The sequence below is a fragment of the Lysinibacillus sp. FSL K6-0075 genome (assembly GCF_038592945.1).
Lineage (GTDB): Bacteria > Bacillota > Bacilli > Bacillales_A > Planococcaceae > Lysinibacillus > Lysinibacillus fusiformis_F.
Genome location: NZ_CP151947.1, coordinates 4512588 through 4529544, shown reverse-complemented (window position 1 = coordinate 4529544; position 16957 = coordinate 4512588). Strand labels below are relative to the sequence as shown.

Here is a 16957-nt window from a genome sequence, read left to right as displayed (position 1 = left end):
GATTCAATCAATACTCTCCTTTTTATGTCTGTTGAATGAATGATACCGTGTACCTTGATAGGTTAAAATGCCGAAATCACCTTCTACAAGCTGACCATAATCGTAGCCATTCATCTTTAGTTCATGCCGCTCTCCGTTTAGTTCTTCAAACGTAACATAATAGGACGTAGATGCCCCAGTATTATTAGATCCCCCACGTATATTCGTACGCTTAGTCACAACCTTAGTGGGTACAGTTAAAATTGGGGAACGGTTATTTTTAGACCATGTGATAATGCCGTTCACAATTATAAAGGCTATGCTGCCAAAAACAATAAAGAAGATGATGGTAATAAAAGCGGAACCAAATAAAAATTGATTATCAAACCAAAACAAATAAATTCCCCCCTTCCTTTGAGATAGAAACTACACTTAAAGAGGATTTAATTCAAGATCTACTAGTACGTCTATTTCGTCGCTAATTAATACACCACCTGATTCTAAAATCGTATTATAGACTAAATTAAAATCACGGCGATTAATTTGTGCTTTGGCTTGGAAGCCAAAAACTTCTTGTGCCCATGGATTCACACCTTTTCCTGTATATACTGTTGTAAATACGATAGGCCTTGTTATGTTTTTGATGGTTAAATCACCATGAATCGCAAAATTTTTATCATCTAGTTTATCAATATATGTAGAGGTAAATACTATTTTTGGATAGACGTCTGCATCAAAAAAGTCAGGAGACACAAGGTGGACATCACGATCATGATTCTTGGTGGAGACACTAGCCACTATAATGGTAATCGAAATGTTTGCATCCTTCATTTGTTCGATATTGGCTGCAACTATTTCACCGCTGTACGATTCAAATGTACCGTGAATACGAGAAATCATCATATGTCGTACAGAAAAGCCGATCGTTGAATGACTGAAATCAATAGTAAATTTTTTCATTTGAAAACCCCCTAAACAGCATTCTACAACGAATGATAAAGTAAACAAATTGCATATTCAATGAGTTTTTCATAATTGTGGAAGTATTTCCCTCTATAAAAGTGTAATCTGTGAACATGAAACAAAACATATTTAAAATGAAATAGGCATATTATTGGAAATATGTGCATTTTATTGTGATACCGTTTAGGCTAAGACATTTTTTTGTTTCTTTGATAGTTAGGTCCATAATTGAAATTTAAAGTTACTTTTTGTAATTAAATATATAAAAGTTAATAGATTATTTTACGTAAATAAGTTACTTCAAATTTACATTTACTGCAATAATCGTTACAATAGTTACATAGAGGTGAAAAATTATGAATGAGACAACTTTGTGTCCTCGTTTAGCTAAAGCAATGGATTTAATCGGAAAACGATGGACGGGGTTAATATTATATCAATTACTAGATGGACCACAGCGCTTTAATGAAATCGAATCTGCATTACCTGTCAGTGGACGTTTATTATCAGAACGTTTAAAGGAGCTTGAAAAAGAGGGGCTTGTTGAACGTAAAGTATATTCTGAAGTGCCAGTGCGTGTTGAGTATTCATTAACAGATAAAGGTCGAGCACTTGAAGGTGCTATCCGCAATATTGAAACATGGGCAAGTAGCTGGCTCTAAGGTGAATGGATTATTTTACTAGGTAATTCAACTTAATAGTGTGCTAAAAACGACACTTGGAATGACTGTCAATTTTCTTTATAATATTCATCATCTCTGCACAGGTCTTACCTGTCTTATAATATGAGATAAAAATACCCTTCATTTTACTTGTCAAATTGGGGTTCTAAATCCATACTGGTGTAGAGTAAGAAGGACGTTAGAAAGGAATTAGCTCTCATGACAAAAGAACAATGGGCGATGGATTTAGCAAAAAGTATTAATCCTGCCAATATTAAGTTAGATGAATCATTACAGCAATACACAATGACAAAATTAGGTGGCAAAGCAGATGTTTTTGTTCTTCCTGAAACAGAAGAAGAGGCAGCATCCGTTATTCGCTATGCATATATAAATAATATTCCTTTATTAATGTTAGGTAACGGCTCTAATATGGTTGTTCGAGATGGCGGTCATAGAGGAATCGTTGTAACATTTTCACGCTTAAATGAGATTCGGATTAATGGTGAGCATGTTTATGCACAAAGTGGTGCACTGATCAAAGATGCATCAAAACTATCAGCGCAAGCTTCTTTAACTGGTTTTGAATTTGCATGTGGTATTCCAGGGTCAATTGGTGGCGCAATGGCTATGAACGCAGGTGCTTATGGCGGCGAGATTAAAGATATTATTGTTTCATCAAAGGTGTTAACAAGAGAAGGAGACATTTTAACATTAGGTAAAGAAGAGCTTGAGCTTGGATACCGTCAAAGCATTATTGCCAAAAAAGGTTATTATGTGTTGTCCTCTGATTTTCAATTAGCAGTAGGCGTGCAGGAGGAAATTGATGCGAAGATTGCTGATTTAACCTTCCAACGCGAATCGAAACAGCCTTTAGAATATCCGTCTGCTGGAAGTGTTTTTAAACGCCCACCAGGTTATTTTGCAGGAAAACTTATTCAAGATAGTGGTTTACAAGGCAAAGGTGTTGGTGATGCAGAAGTCTCTACCAAGCATGCAGGGTTTATTGTCAACAAAGGAAATGCTACAGCTTCAGACTATATTGAGACAATCCAAATGGTTCAACGTGTAGTGAAAGAAAAATTTGGCATTGAATTAGAGACGGAAGTCAAAATTGTTGGTGACGATCTATAATAGGATGCCCTTCGCATAAGCCGAGGGGCGTTTTTTTAGGAGTGTGGATAAAATGAAATTTATATCATGGAATGTCAATGGAATACGAGCATGTCTGGGTAAAGGTTTTTTAGCGTTCTTTCATCAAATAGATGCTGATTTCTTTTGTATCCAAGAAACAAAATGTCAAGCTGGACAAGTAGAGCTGTCCCTCGAAGGTTATGAGCAGTATTGGAATTATGCCCAGAAAAAGGGGTATTCAGGAACGGCCATCTTCACTAAGCACACACCGTTGTCTGTTAAGTATGGAGTGGGCGATGAAGATTCTCAGGATGAAGGCAGAATCATAACACTCGAATATAAGAATTTCTATTTAGTGAATGTTTATACACCAAATGCACAGCGTGATTTAGCGAGATTACCACTACGTTTACAGTGGGAGGATCGTTTAGCTAGCTATCTACAAGAGCTAAATAGCCAGAAGCCTGTGGTTTATTGTGGTGATCTAAATGTTGCCCACATGGAAATTGATTTAAAAAATGCAAAATCGAATATTGGAAATTCAGGCTTTACATACGAAGAGCGAGCGAAATTCTCGGCGTTATTGGAAAGCGGATTTGTAGATTCTTTTAGATACAAGCATCCCGAGGAAACGGACCACTACACATGGTGGTCCTATATGAATAAAGTGCGTGAACGCAATATCGGGTGGCGTATTGATTACTTTGTTGTATCAAGTCAATTGAAGGATCAAATTGAAAGCGCAACAATTCACCCACACATCATGGGCAGTGATCATTGTCCGATTGAATTGCAATTACAAGGCTAGTACTGAAATCGTATTTTCTAAATGAAAATACGATTTTTTGTTTTTGAAAATTAATAAGGGTGACTTTTGAAATTGGGGTTTTTGCAACACAGAGTAGGTAGCTCCATGTGTGAGGGAACCGTATCAAATAGATGTCGAAACGCTCATTCTAAGTGAGAATCCGCTCCAAAGAAAGGAAGAAGCGCTCCAACCACGAGAGCCCCCGCTCCAAAGTGAGGAAGAAGCGCTCCAACCACGAGAGAATCCGCTCCAAAGAAAGGAAGAAGCGCTCCAACCAAGAGAGAGTCCGCTCTAAAGTGAGGGAGAAGCGCTCCAACCACGAGAGAATTCGCTCCAAAGTGAGGGAGAAGCGCTCCAATCAAGTGAGAATCCGCTCCAAAGAGAGGGAGAAGCGCTCCAACCAAGCGAGCCCCCGCTCAAAAGAAAGGAAGAAGTGCTCCAATCAAGCGAGAATCCGCTCCAAAGAGAGGGAGAAGCGCTCCAATCAAGTGAGAGTCCGCTCCAAAGAGAGGAAGAAGCGCTCCAACTAAGCGAGCCCCCGCTCAAAAGAAAGGAAGAAGCGCTCCAACCACGAGAGAATCCGCTCCAAAGTGAGGAAGAAGCGCTCCAACCAAGCGAGCCCCCGCTCAAAAGAAAGGAAGAAGCGCTCCAACCACGAGAGAATCCGCTCAAAAGAAAGGAAGAAGCGCTCCAATCAAGTGAGAGTCCGCTCCAAAGAGAGGAAGAAGCGCTCCAAATAAGCGAGCCCCCGCTCCAAAGAGAGGAAGAAGCGCTCCAATCAAGCGAGCCCCCGCTCCAAAGAAAGGAAGAAGCGCTCCAACCAAGAGAGAATCCGCTCCAAAGAGAGGAAGAAGCGCTCCAACCAAGCAAGATCCCGCTCCAAAGAGGGACAAAATTAATTAGATTGCAAGAAAATCCGCCCTTATAGAATCGTAATATCTCTATGAACATACGAATTTTTAACATTACTCAGTAGCCTTCATAATTCCTATTGTTTATACTATTCTAATAGCGAATAAATATAAAATTTTGTATTTAAAGACAATTTTATATACATAAAATAAGAAATTTCGCTAAAAAATTTGCGTGACAAAACGGGTTTGGGAAGGTAGTAAGGGAATATAGTGCAAAGAGGGGGTAATTCAATGGGAAAGAGAAAGTTTAAATGGAAAAAGTGGCTCATTGTCATTGCTGGTGTAATAGCTGCTTTGGCTATCGTGGCTTTTATTGGGTTTACATGGTTTATGAATAAATCCAAGCCAGTGATTGATGGTGAGTTGGCTGTTACAATTCTGGATCAGGATGTGACAGTGACGAGAGATGAAAAAGGGGTTCCGCATATTTTGGCCAAGACAGATGCCGATTTGTATCGTGCGCAAGGTTATGTCCAAGCGCAGGATAGACTTTTTCAAATGGACTTGGCGCGAAGACAGGCAAGTGGTCGATTATCTGAAATTATTGGAGAAGCAACCATTAATACAGACAAACACTTCCGTACATTTAGCTTACGAGATGCGGCGGAGAAATCATTAGCTGCCTATGATGAAGAAAGTAAGCAAGTACTTGAATGGTATGCTGAAGGGGTAAATGCTTTTATTGCACAGGCAAAGGAAAACAATACACTAAGTTACGAATTCGCTTTGTTAGGCTATGAGCCAGAGGAGTGGACAGTTGTTGATTCCTTAACAATTGGTAAATATATGGCCTATGATTTGGGTGGAAATTGGAATACATTAGCTTTTCGTCATTGGGCATTACAAAACTTTAATGAAGAAAAGGCAAAAGAATTATTTATTAAATATCCAGAAAACGCTTCGTCGATAATCGAGGCCAATATCCAAAATCCTGTTGTTGTGGCTGGGCAATTCAGTGCGGAAATGCTACCAAACGAATTTAACGGGAGTAATAACTGGGTTGTTTCTGGTGATAAAACGAAATCAGGAATGCCTATTTTAGCAGATGATCCACATTTAGGGTTAAGTACCCCTTCTATTTGGTATCAAATGCATCTGCAATCACCACAACAAAACGTTAGTGGCGTTATCTTTGCAGGGATTCCAGGTATTATTTTAGGTCATAATGATGAGATTGCTTGGGGTGTGACAAATGTGGGTCCGGATGTACAGGATTTATATATTGAAATACCCAATCCGGATAATCCAACACAATTCCGATACGATGGTCAGTGGGAGCAAGCAGAGGTGCGGGATGAGTCGATTAAAGTGAAGGATGGGGAAACAGTAGATTTTGAAGTCGTTGTTACACGTCATGGCCCTATAATGACAGATTTGGCTTTCAAAGATACGGAGCCAACAGCACAATTTTCGATGCAATGGACAGCACTACAACCTACCGCTGAACTGAGAGCAGTGCTTGGTTTTAATAAGGCAAAAACTTGGAATGACTTTGAAAAAGCATTAGAAGACTTTAAGGCACCAGCACAGAATTTTGTTTTTGCATCAAAGGACGGTACGATTGCCTATAAAGCCAATGGTCAAATACCAATTCGTAAGCAAGGTGAAGGTCAATTACCAGTTCCAGGCGATTCGAGTGACTATGGCTGGGATGGCTTTATCCCATGGGATGAATTACCGACTCTAGTAAATCCAAAAGAAGGTTTTATTGCCACGGCGAATAACCAAGTAATAGGAGAGGACTATCCTTATCACATAACCGATTTCTGGGCACAACCTTATCGTTTCGAGAGAATTAAAGAAGTGCTAGAGGCAAATGATGCGATTACAGTAGAAGATATGATGGCTTTGCAAATGGATCAGCACAATCTTTATGCAAGAGAATTTCTGCCTGATTTATTAACGTCGATAAAAGAGAAAGATCAGGATGGGAAGTACGCCGAAATTATTGCCATGCTAGAGAATTGGGATATGGTGGACGCAAAGGAATCAGGTGCACCACTTGTGTTCCATACATTAATGATTAAGTTACAGGAAGTTTTGTTTAAAGATCAAATGCCTGAAGATATGTATGGCATTATGTATGGGAAGTTTAATATTACAGACCAGCTCTTACGTACGGCATATGCTGGTGAGAAAAGTATTTGGATTGAGGAGCAGGGTGGCATTGATGAAACAGTATACAAGGCATTTGAGCTAACAATTGCACAATTAGGAGATCAATTCGGTAAAAATGCCTCAAAATGGCAATGGGGTGATTACCATCAGCTTACTTTTGATCATACATTAGGAAGTGCATCACCTATTCTTGCAGCCTATTTTAACGCTAAAAAGGTTCCAATTGGTGGATCGAAAGTTACCGTACAAGCAGCAGATAATGATTTAGCTGGTAAGGTAGATCACGGTGCATCTTGGCGTTTTGTGGTGGATGTAGGTGATTTAAGCTCAGCCTATCATATTGTTGGTCCTGGTCAAAGTGGGCACGTAAAGTCTGATTGGTATCAAGATCAGGTATTGGATTGGGCAAATGGTGATTACCATCAAACATTTATCAAACAGGAAGAGATAAAAGGGAAAACATTACAATTAAAAGCGAAGTAATAAAAGGTTGGCGTACATAATTCAGTACGCTAACTTTTTTTATTTAAGGATATACATCCTAACATTCAAATATTCGTTTGAATATGATGGAATAATATGTTACATTGAATACAATCAAACGAATATTTGAATGAGGTGAGAAAATGCCAAAAGAAATATGTGAGGTGACGCATGTACATGAAGAAGCGGTCACAAAGGTGAAACAACAAATGCCCGATTTATCAGGTGTAGCCAAATTTTTAAAGGCGTTATCCGATGAAACTAGACTTAAAATTGCCTATGCTTTAACGGTGGAAGATGAACTATGTGTTTGTGATGTTGCGACTATTATTGGTTCTTCCGTTGCTACAGCATCACATCATTTACGATATTTAAAAGATAATAATTTAGCAAGATCACACCGTAAAGGTAAGCAAATGTATTACTCTTTAGCGGATGAGCATGTATATCAAATTGTAACAATTGCCTACGAACATGCGAAAGAGGGGATTGCGAATGGCAGCGACGCCAATTAAACAAGAATACAGACTACAAAATTTATCCTGTGCTAGTTGTGCTGCAAAGTTTGAGAAAAATGTGAAGGCTATCCCAGAAGTACAGGATGCACAAGTCAATTTTGGTGCTTCAAAAATTACAGTAATCGGTGCTATTAGTGTAGACCAAATTGAAGAAGCAGGTGCCTTTGATGGCATTAAGGTTACGAAATCAGCAGCAAAGGCACTTGAAAATACTACACCCTTTTACCGTAAAAAGGAAAATGTTCTAGCAGGAATATCATTGCTTTTTGTCATTCTAGGCTATCTATTTGCTGGTATGCGTGGGGAATCGAACCCGCTACCGATTGCCATGTTCATTATAGCTATCCTTGTGGGTGGAGTAGGTATTTTTAAAATCGGCTTCCGAAACCTGGCTCGTTTTGAATTTGATATGAAGACGCTTATGACAATCGCCATTATAGGAGCTGCTATTATCGGTGAATGGGAAGAAGCGGCAGTGGTTGTATTTTTATTTGCTGTAAGTGAGGCACTTGAAGCGTATTCAATGGATAAAGCACGTCAATCTATTCGTCAATTAATGGATATAGCACCACCAACAGCGCTTATCAAAAGAGCCCACGGTGAACACTTCCATGAGCTTGAGCTACCTACTGAAGACATTGAAATAGGAGATATTTTGATTGTAAAGCCTGGGCAAAAGATTGCGATGGATGGCATTGTCATTAGTGGATTGTCTGCGGTTAATCAGGCAGCTATTACAGGTGAGTCGATTCCCGTTAATAAAACTGTAAATGATGAAGTATTTGCTGGGACGTTAAACGAAGAGGGTGCTCTTGAAGTACGTGTGACAAAGCGAGTAGAAGACACTACCATTGCTAAAATAATTCATCTAGTGGAAGAGGCACAAGCAGAAAAAGCACCTTCTCAGCAATTTGTAGATCGCTTTGCAAAATATTACACACCAGCCATTATGATTATTGCTTTTTTAGTAGCTGTTATTCCACCTTTACTAGTAGGCGATTGGCAGCATTGGATTTACCAAGGTCTAGCTGTTTTAGTGGTAGGATGTCCTTGTGCGCTTGTTGTCTCTACACCAGTTGCCATTGTTACAGCCATTGGTAATGCAGCAAGGCAGGGTGTACTGATTAAAGGTGGTGTTCATTTAGAGCAGTTAGGACACATTGAAGCTGTTGCCTTTGATAAAACAGGTACATTAACGAAAGGGCAGCCTGCAGTAACAGATATCGTAACGACTGAAACTTGGTCAGAAGACTATGTGTTGCAACTAGTGTCAGCGGTAGAAAAACAGTCACAGCACCCTTTAGCTAAAGCTATTTTAAATAGCTTGCACGATAAAAACTTACCTGAGTTAGTGCCAACAGATTTCCAGTCAGTAACAGGCAAAGGTGCCTATGCTACCGTTGATAATCAGATTATTTATGTAGGTAGCATGAAATGGGCTACTACATTAACTTCTGTAGATAAAAATATAGAAAGTCAGGTTAAGAATCTACAAGAACAGGGTAAAACAGTAGTAGCAGCAGTTTCGAATAATCAACTTATTGGACTGATTGCAATTGCTGATCAATTACGTCATGAAAGCAAGGACGTATTGAAAAAATTACATGCCTTAAAAGTAAAACATATGGTGATGTTAACAGGTGATGCAGAGCCTACTGCGCAAGCTATTGCTACTTCATTAAAGATGACAGATGTGCGCGCTGGTTTATTACCAGAAGAAAAATTAATGGCGATTAAGGATTTACGTGCACAATTTGGTGCTGTAGCGATGGTTGGAGATGGTGTAAACGATGCACCAGCATTAGCCACTGCTAACGTAGGAATTGCCATGGGTGGAGCAGGAACAGATGCAGCTCTTGAGACGGCAGATATTGCCTTAATGGGTGATGATTTAACAAAGCTTCCTTACACTATTGGCTTGAGCAGAAAAACATTACGTATCATTAAAGAGAATATTATATTTGCCCTAGTCTTAAAGTTAATTGCATTGCTGCTTGTCATACCAGGATGGTTAACATTATGGATAGCAATTTTTGCGGATATGGGTGCAACACTATTAGTTGTGTTTAATTCATTAAGACTAATTAGAGCAAAAAAGTAGTAAGTAAGGTGTAGAACGATCTGAAAAGGTAGGAAATTAATCTTGCTTTGCCATGATGGATTTTATGCGAATAGATGCTACTTGTGATTCTTGAAAAAGACTTTTTTTAAGGCTATTATAGTTTCAGGAGTAATGTAACAATTAAATATAAATGAGGCGAAAGTTTGAATATGTCAGATCCTATTTTAGTAAATGTTACAGAAGAAATTGTGCGTGGTTTAGTAAGCTTTTTACTACGAGGACCAGAATATCAAACATTTTGTAAATGCGAAATCTGTGAATTCGACACGGTGGCACTTACACTAAATGCATTGCCAAGTAAGTATGTTACATCTATGGAAGCTAGAGATGAGGCATTTAAAGAAATGAATACTCCTGGAAACATTGAGCGCATTAACAAAGAGATTATTCATGCGTTACATGTGGTAAATAAGTATCCTCGACACAAAGTAGAGCCTACTTCTTAATAGAAGAGGCTCTATTTAAGTTGTAAAGGAAGTGTTTTTCTAGGCTATGTATTTTCAGTTAACTTTTAAGCCAAGCTTGTAGTAAACTAGAGAGTAAGAAAAGGAAAGAGAGGGAAAAGGATATGCCAACACCTAGTATGGAGGACCATATCGAACAGATATATTTATTAATTGCCAACAAAGGATATGCGCGAGTGTCTGACATTGCTGAAGCATTATCTGTTCTTCCTTCTTCTGTTACAAAAATGGTTCAAAAATTAGATAAAGATGGTTATTTAGTTTATGAAAAATACCGTGGACTGACATTGACGCCTAAGGGCGAGAAGCTCGGAAAGCGTCTTGTGCAGCGTCATGAATTGCTCGAGCAGTTTTTACGAATGATTGGTGTGGATGAAGAACGTATTTATGATGATGTGGAGGGAATTGAACATCATTTAAGTTGGAATTCAATCGATCGTATTGCAGATCTTGTGCAAGTAATGGAAGAAAATCCAGACATCGTGAAAAAATTAGAGGCATCTAAGACACAGCACAATCTTTAAAATGATGGTGTGAAGGAAAGGGAGACAATATGAACGCATTAAAATCAGGTGAAGTCGTTACATTAACGGTATTAGAGCAACAAGCATCGAAATGGATTTTAACAAATGGAGTTGAAGAACTACCTTTAAATGCTTCAGAGGTAACAGAGCCACTAACAGTAGGTGACCGCCTTGAAGTATTTTTATTTGCAGACCGTCGTGGTGATTTAGCTGCAACAACAGCTATTCCAGCTTTTACACAAGGTGAATACGGCTGGGCACGCGTCTTGAAAGTAGTGGAACGTGAAGGTGCTTTTGTGGATATTGGTACATCTCGTGAAGTATTAGTAAAGGCAGAGGATTTACCTGCATTAAAAGAGGTGTGGCCAGAACCAGGCGATCATTTATTTATGACATTACGCACAGATCGTAACGGTGATTTATTTGGTCGCTTAGCAACAGAGGAAAAAATTTCGGAGCTATATGAAGGTGCATTTGAAGATATGCACAATAAAAACATCCAAGCACGTCCATATCGTTTGTTACCGATTGGCACATTTTTACTAGGTGTAGAAGTTCCTTACCGTATTTTCGTGCATGAATCTGAGCGAAATGTAGAGCCTCGATTAGGACAAGATGTAGTTGTTCGTATTATCGATGTAAAAGACGATGGTTCGATGAATGGCTCTCTTTTACCAAGAAAACATGAGCGTCTTTCAAATGATGCGCAACAAATATTGAATTATATACAGGATGTGGGTGGTAAAATGCCATTTGGTGATAAATCATCTCCTGAAGAGGTTCAAGAAATGTTTAATATGAGTAAAGGGGCATTTAAACGTGCCTTAGGAACATTAATGAAAGCTGGTAAAGTGAAACAACAGGATGGTTGGACTGAAGAAGTTTAGTGGATGATTAGTTTGACTTGCTAGATTAACATTTCAACAGGAAAATGACGAGAGACATCCTTGAAACCTTCTCGTCTTTTTTTCGTACTAATAATTGTATAGTGGCATACATTATACTTGCTAATTATGAAGTTTTAGCGAAAGGGGTCACACGATTTGAAAAAAACATGGATTAAAATACTAACTGCTACAATGTTGGTATTTGGAGTGATGGCACCAGCAACAGGATTTGCATCTGATAATACGCCTCCGAAAGCAATTGATGAAAAATTAGGCGTACCGATCGTCGTGTATGGCGCAAATTTATCTGAGGCTGAAAAAGAATCTGTCAAAAAATCATTAAAAGTAAGTGAAGAACCTGAAATCGAAGAAATTACTGTGTCTGGTGAGGATCTAGTAAAATACATTAAAAATAGTAATTCAAGCTCCCGTATGTACTCTTCTGCAAAAATTACACGCAGAGATGCAGGAGAAGGCCTAGTAATACAAATTGTCACACCATCTAATATTACGCAGGTAACTTCAGAGATGTACGCCAATGCGATGTTAACAGCAGGAATTCAGGATGCATCCGTACAGGTAGCTGCCCCGAAAGCCGTTACAGGGCATTCAGCGTTAGTAGGTATTTACAAGGCATATGAGGTCACTACAGGTGAAACACTGGATATTGATCGTACAGATGTAGCAAACGAAGAATTATCAGTAGCAACATCCATTGCAGAATCTGCAGGAGTAGACGATGCAAAAGTAGCGGAATTACTGACAGAAATTAAAAAACAAATTGCAGAATTAAAGCCAGCAACACGTGAAGATGTTGAAAAAATTGTACAAGAGCAATTAAGTAAGCTTGAAATTAATTTAAGTGAAAAGGACCGTCAATTGCTAGTAGATTTAATGGATAAAATAAGTAAGTTGGACATTGATTTTAGTAAATGGTCTGATCAATTAAATGATATCAGTAACACGATCCAAGAAAAATTTGGCTCACTTATGGAAGATAAAGGTTTCTGGGAAAGTGTGAAAGGTTTCTTTGCTAATTTAAAAGATACTATTTCTTCATGGTTTAACTAAAATTTATAGTTGATAGAAAAGAATCTGTCATGCCTTCTCACTTTGCTAGAGTAGGTGTACAGATTCTTTTTTTGATTCAGCTGGTGATAGATTTTGAAGTGAGATGTTCTTGACACAGGAAGTTAACCGATTTTCTAGTCTGGATATAGCTTCATTGATTGGATAAAAGAAGGGTACACAAATTTTGTGAAAATATAAAAAGCTATGGTACTATGAATAAAAGGAGTGGTGAGAAATGGAATTCCAATTACAACAACTAGCGGAAAATAAGTTTGCATTTTTGAATGAGCAAGAAGGGGAAAAACTAGCAGAAATTACTTGGCAGCAAAATGGCTCAGTAATGGTAATGGATCACACATATGTATCAGATAAGCTCCGTGGTCAAGGTGTGGCCAAACAATTACTCGATCAAGCAGCATCGTATGCACGTGAAAATGGCTATAAGATGGAGGCCGTTTGTTCCTATGTTGTGGCAGCATTTGAAAAATCAGATGCATATAATGATGTGAAACAATAAAAACTAAGGCAATCTGCTTTTAATTAAGCGGATTGCCTTTTAATTACTAGAGCAAATCATTTAAGCAGCTCCTTATAGTAGAATAACGCTATAAATTAGTACTGTTAAGAAGCCAGCCCCGCCAATTAATGAAGCTATATCTATCCAATCATATGCTAAATCGAAATCTTTCATCCTAACCACTCTCCTATTTTTAGTATTAATTCATTAATTCCCTTTACTTGCCTTTTATAATCATAAATAGTTACAAAATTTTGGTGAATGCAAAAATTGAAGGTGTGAAAGCTGGATTTTAATGGGAGGTTGAGTGAGATTGTCTGCATTAAAACGAGACGAACTGCATTGAATTGGTAGAATGATTACTAGATAAAAGAGCAAGTATTAGCCTTACATTGATATATATGCTAGAAGGTATAAAAAAATAATGTTTATTCTTTTAAGAATAGGGAAAAACTATACTACAGAGCTAGTTTCTATATTTTTAGGAGGTAATAAACTATGGCAAAACGAAAAGGAACAGGTGTTGTCGTTGCAGGATTAGCAGGATTAGCAGCATCTTATTTCAGTAAAAAAGAGAATCGTGATAAAGCACTAACGATGTTTAATAGTATGAAAACAAAATTTGAGTCGTATCTTACAACAGGTCCTGATATGCACGACAATATTGCTGAACGTGTAGCAACAGAGGTAGCAACAGAGGCTGGTACTTCACCAACTAAAATTGCCTCGAATGAAATGGTAGCTGAAGGTGGAGGACATACTGGTGTCCATTTCTATAATGAAGAAATTCAAGATAAGGAAAAATAATTACAAAACCTTCTCATCTAAGCATGAGAAGGTCTTTTGTGTGGGATAAGAATAAAGCCTGCAAAGAGCAATAATACGATGCCAGTAAATACAAAGCCACTGACAGTACCAAGTGATAGCCAACCCAGTAAAGAAGAGCCTAAAACTACACCAAGAGAGAAAAATGCATAGAAATAACCGTATGCTTTTCCTCGTACTTCAGCAGTTGTAGAGTCAATTAGCAGCGAATTGACTGAAGGGAAAAGGAAACCAAATCCTATTCCATAGCAAGCCATCGCTATATAAAGTAAAGAGCTAGAATCTGCTTGGCTAATTAATAATTGACTTATTCCCATTAAACCTATCCCAAAAGACAATGTTTTGAGTGGATTGACCTTATCAAAAATACGATTAGTAGGTAATAGGAAAACAAGGACAGCAATAATACCAAATGTACTCATTAAAGTGCCGCTTAAACGAGAATCAAAGCCTAAGGAGTGTACTTTCAGCGGAAGTAGATAGGCAATGACACCTTGAGAAAACATTAAGAAAAAGGCTCCTGAAAATGCCTTTAATGTTCCTTTGTTATTAAAAAAGACACTAATCGGAATGTAGTTACTCGGTTCAGCCTTCTCTTTTTTTACTTGATTTGCTTTCAATATAAAGAACGCAAGTATCCCTAACAGAAGCATAAAGCTTGCTGTGATATTGAAAACAAATGGGACACCTGTTCGGCTAGCTAAAATACCACTAAATGCAGGGCCTATAATCGCTGCTATACCAACAAAAGCACCTGAAATAGCACTGCCCTTTCCTCTTTTTTCCTGATCGGTGGCGTTTGCTAGAAATGTAAAGGCAGCAGGAACAATGAAGCCTGCAACAAGACCATGGATAAAACGTACAATTAATAGTGCAATTGGCTCTTCTACTAAATTATAAAATGTTAACGCTAAACCTGTTGTTAGAAGACCTACTATTAATATGATAAAAGGTCCTTTGCGATCCGTTAAAAAGCCAGAAATGATATTACCGAACGTATTGGAAAGCGAATACATGCCCACTGCAAGACCAGTTAGAAATGCCGATGCACCTAAAGACTCAGCATAAGTACTCATAACAGGAAGCTGGGTAAAAAGGTCAAAAAACGAAAAGAAAATGATAGCATAGATAAATTTCTTCATAGCTCCTCCGATGAAATAGAACATTATAGTCAATAAGATTGATATAGTCCTATTATAGCATTTTCTAATTGATTATACTTATCACTGATGTTTTGCTTTTACGCAAAAAAAACGTCTAATAAGTATTAACTTATTAGACGCACGAGAATTCTGTAATTAAGCTTTTGCAACTTCTTTTTTCATTGTTTTGTTTTTAGCAAGATTTACATGCCAAGAAAGTGCTTCCTCTAAAAGATGAGGAGTTTGGTGGTTGCCAGTTGCTTCCACTGCACGGTTGTAGTAATCCCATAATTGCTCTTTGTAATCTGGGTGTGCACAGTTTTCAATAATTAAAGGTACACGTTCTTTTGGTGCAAGACCACGTAAGTCAGCAATACCTTGCTCTGTTACGATTACATCAACATCATGCTCAGTATGGTCAACATGAGAAACCATTGGCACGATAGATGAAATTGCTCCACCTTTTGCATATGATTTTGTAACAAAAATACCAAGACGTGCATTACGTGCAAAGTCACCTGAACCACCGATACCGTTCATCATGCGTGTTCCAGATACATGTGTAGAGTTTACGTTACCATAGATATCTAATTCTAGAGCAGTGTTGATTGAGATTAGTCCCAAACGACGGATAAGCTCAGGATGGTTAGAAATTTCTTGTGAACGTAAGCAAATTTTATCAGCATATTTCTCTAAATTGCCGTATACTTTTTTCTGTAATTCTTCAGTAAGTGTGATTGAAGTTGCAGCGGCGAATTTAACTTTACCTGCGTCGATTAAGTTAAATACAGCATCTTGAAGTACTTCAGATGCAACAATTAAATCTTCAAATTCTGAATCTGCAAAGCCATCAAGTACAGCGTTTGCTACAGAACCTACACCAGATTGTAATGGCATTAATTGTTTTGTTAAACGACCTGCTTTAATTTCATCACTGAAGAAGTCTAATAAAATGTTAGCCATTGTTTGTGTTTCTTCATCAGGTGGTACGATTAATGAAGGAGCATCTGGCTCTTCAGAAATAACAATTGCTTTAATTTTAGCTGGATCAACTTTGATACCAATATCACCAATGCGTTGCATAGCATTTGTCATTGGGATTGCTTCACGGTTACCTTGCTCACCTGGTACATAGATATCGTGGATACCGATTAAAGCTTCAGGATGTGAAATATTTAACTCGATAATAATGTTCTCTGCATATTCTGCAAAAATTGGTGAGTTACCTACAGAGTTTGTTGGAATGATTAATCCATCTTCAGTAATTGCAACAGCTTCAAGAATTAAATAGTTAATTGGTCCGATGATTCCTTGGCGTACTAGCTCAGCATTATGAGAAAGATGAGCATCTACATATAAGATATCCCCAGAATTAATTAAATTACGGATACCCGCGTCTCCTTGGAATGGTCCACGTTTACGAATTGCACCAGCTTCTGCTAAGTACTTATCTACTTCTGGTCCTAATGATGCACCTGTATATACATCAATTTTGAATTCTTCATTTTTAGCGCGCTCAACTAATGCCATTGGAACAACTTTTGCATCCCCAGCACGAGTAAAACCACTCATCCCAACTACATCACCATTAGAAATAAGTGCTGCTGCAGCTTCAGCAGTTACAATTTTACTCTCAAGTTCTTTTAAACCTAGGCGTTTTTGAACATTTGCATCCATAAAAAAATCCTCCCCTAAATAATTTTGATGGAAACCGATTACAAAACTAGAAAAAACATTTAAGAATTTTCTGTTTATTCAGTTGTAGTATGACTCCAACCATTTGAATAATACTATCACCAAATTGTCACAAAAACTTTAGAATTAGC

General features: G+C 38.0%; 18 protein-coding genes. 14 read left to right on the top strand and 4 right to left on the bottom strand.

Going from position 1 to position 16957, the window contains the following annotated elements; translation table 11 throughout:
* Positions 1-3: 3 nt before the first annotated feature.
* A complete protein-coding gene (locus MHB65_RS22760; protein ID WP_342441818.1) occupies positions 4-375 on the bottom strand; it encodes a DUF2500 domain-containing protein in 372 nt (123 codons plus the stop codon).
* Between the two features lie 36 nt (positions 376-411).
* Positions 412-939 carry a YceI family protein gene (locus MHB65_RS22755; RefSeq protein WP_342441817.1) on the bottom strand — a complete coding sequence of 176 codons (528 nt, stop codon included), beginning with the start codon at positions 937-939 and terminating at the stop codon, positions 412-414.
* 359 nt (positions 940-1298) lie between these two features.
* On the opposite strand from MHB65_RS22755, the gene MHB65_RS22750 reads away from it, so the two are divergent.
* The 14 genes from MHB65_RS22750 (at position 1299) to MHB65_RS22685 (ending at position 13971) form a co-directional block, all read left to right on the top strand.
* Complete coding sequence (locus tag MHB65_RS22750) at positions 1299-1604, top strand: helix-turn-helix domain-containing protein (protein ID WP_036119224.1); 306 nt, start codon at positions 1299-1301, stop codon at positions 1602-1604.
* 219 nt (positions 1605-1823) lie between these two features.
* Positions 1824-2738, top strand: coding sequence for a UDP-N-acetylmuramate dehydrogenase (gene murB, locus MHB65_RS22745; protein ID WP_342441816.1), 915 nt, complete (start codon positions 1824-1826; stop codon positions 2736-2738).
* A gap of 52 nt (positions 2739-2790) precedes the next feature.
* Positions 2791-3546, top strand: a complete 756-nt coding sequence (locus MHB65_RS22740; RefSeq protein WP_342441815.1) for an exodeoxyribonuclease III — start codon at positions 2791-2793, stop codon at positions 3544-3546.
* Between the two features lie 109 nt (positions 3547-3655).
* Positions 3656-3841 (top strand): hypothetical protein, encoded by a 186-nt coding sequence (locus tag MHB65_RS22735; RefSeq protein ID WP_342441814.1) that lies wholly within the window; start codon positions 3656-3658, stop codon positions 3839-3841.
* Between the two features lie 138 nt (positions 3842-3979).
* Complete coding sequence (locus MHB65_RS22730) at positions 3980-4474, top strand: hypothetical protein (protein WP_342441813.1); 495 nt, start codon at positions 3980-3982, stop codon at positions 4472-4474.
* A gap of 217 nt (positions 4475-4691) precedes the next feature.
* Complete coding sequence (locus tag MHB65_RS22725) at positions 4692-7061, top strand: penicillin acylase family protein (RefSeq protein WP_342441812.1); 2370 nt, start codon at positions 4692-4694, stop codon at positions 7059-7061.
* A gap of 143 nt (positions 7062-7204) precedes the next feature.
* A complete protein-coding gene (locus MHB65_RS22720) occupies positions 7205-7576 on the top strand; it encodes a metalloregulator ArsR/SmtB family transcription factor (RefSeq protein WP_004231987.1) in 372 nt (123 codons plus the stop codon).
* Positions 7557-9680, top strand: coding sequence for a heavy metal translocating P-type ATPase (locus MHB65_RS22715; protein ID WP_342441811.1), 2124 nt, complete (start codon positions 7557-7559; stop codon positions 9678-9680). The genes MHB65_RS22720 and MHB65_RS22715 overlap by 20 nt, the downstream gene beginning before the upstream one ends.
* A 164-nt stretch (positions 9681-9844) precedes the next feature.
* Positions 9845-10147 (top strand): late competence development ComFB family protein, encoded by a 303-nt coding sequence (locus MHB65_RS22710; RefSeq protein ID WP_016992717.1) that lies wholly within the window; start codon positions 9845-9847, stop codon positions 10145-10147.
* A 122-nt stretch (positions 10148-10269) separates the two neighbouring features.
* The gene (gene mntR / locus MHB65_RS22705; RefSeq protein ID WP_036119205.1) at positions 10270-10689 is read left to right on the top strand and encodes a transcriptional regulator MntR; all 420 of its coding nucleotides are present in this window, start codon (positions 10270-10272) and stop codon (positions 10687-10689) included.
* A gap of 29 nt (positions 10690-10718) precedes the next feature.
* Complete coding sequence (locus MHB65_RS22700; RefSeq protein WP_342441810.1) at positions 10719-11576, top strand: S1-like domain-containing RNA-binding protein; 858 nt, start codon at positions 10719-10721, stop codon at positions 11574-11576.
* 156 nt (positions 11577-11732) lie between these two features.
* A complete protein-coding gene (locus MHB65_RS22695) occupies positions 11733-12647 on the top strand; it encodes a DUF1002 domain-containing protein (RefSeq protein WP_342441809.1) in 915 nt (304 codons plus the stop codon).
* Between the two features lie 235 nt (positions 12648-12882).
* Positions 12883-13164 carry a GNAT family N-acetyltransferase gene (locus MHB65_RS22690; RefSeq protein ID WP_205445909.1) on the top strand — a complete coding sequence of 94 codons (282 nt, stop codon included), beginning with the start codon at positions 12883-12885 and terminating at the stop codon, positions 13162-13164.
* Positions 13165-13662: 498 nt separating this feature from the next.
* Positions 13663-13971: a hypothetical protein gene (locus MHB65_RS22685; protein ID WP_205445908.1), complete on the top strand. Its 309-nt coding sequence runs from the start codon at positions 13663-13665 to the stop codon at positions 13969-13971.
* A gap of 17 nt (positions 13972-13988) precedes the next feature.
* Here MHB65_RS22685 and MHB65_RS22680 read toward each other — a convergent pair whose 3' ends face one another.
* On the bottom strand, positions 13989-15155 hold the full coding sequence (locus MHB65_RS22680; RefSeq protein WP_342443781.1) for an MFS transporter: 1167 nt from the start codon (positions 15153-15155) through the stop codon (positions 13989-13991).
* 132 nt (positions 15156-15287) lie between these two features.
* A complete protein-coding gene (locus MHB65_RS22675) occupies positions 15288-16808 on the bottom strand; it encodes a succinate CoA transferase (RefSeq protein WP_205445907.1) in 1521 nt (506 codons plus the stop codon).
* Positions 16809-16957: the final 149 nt, after the last annotated feature.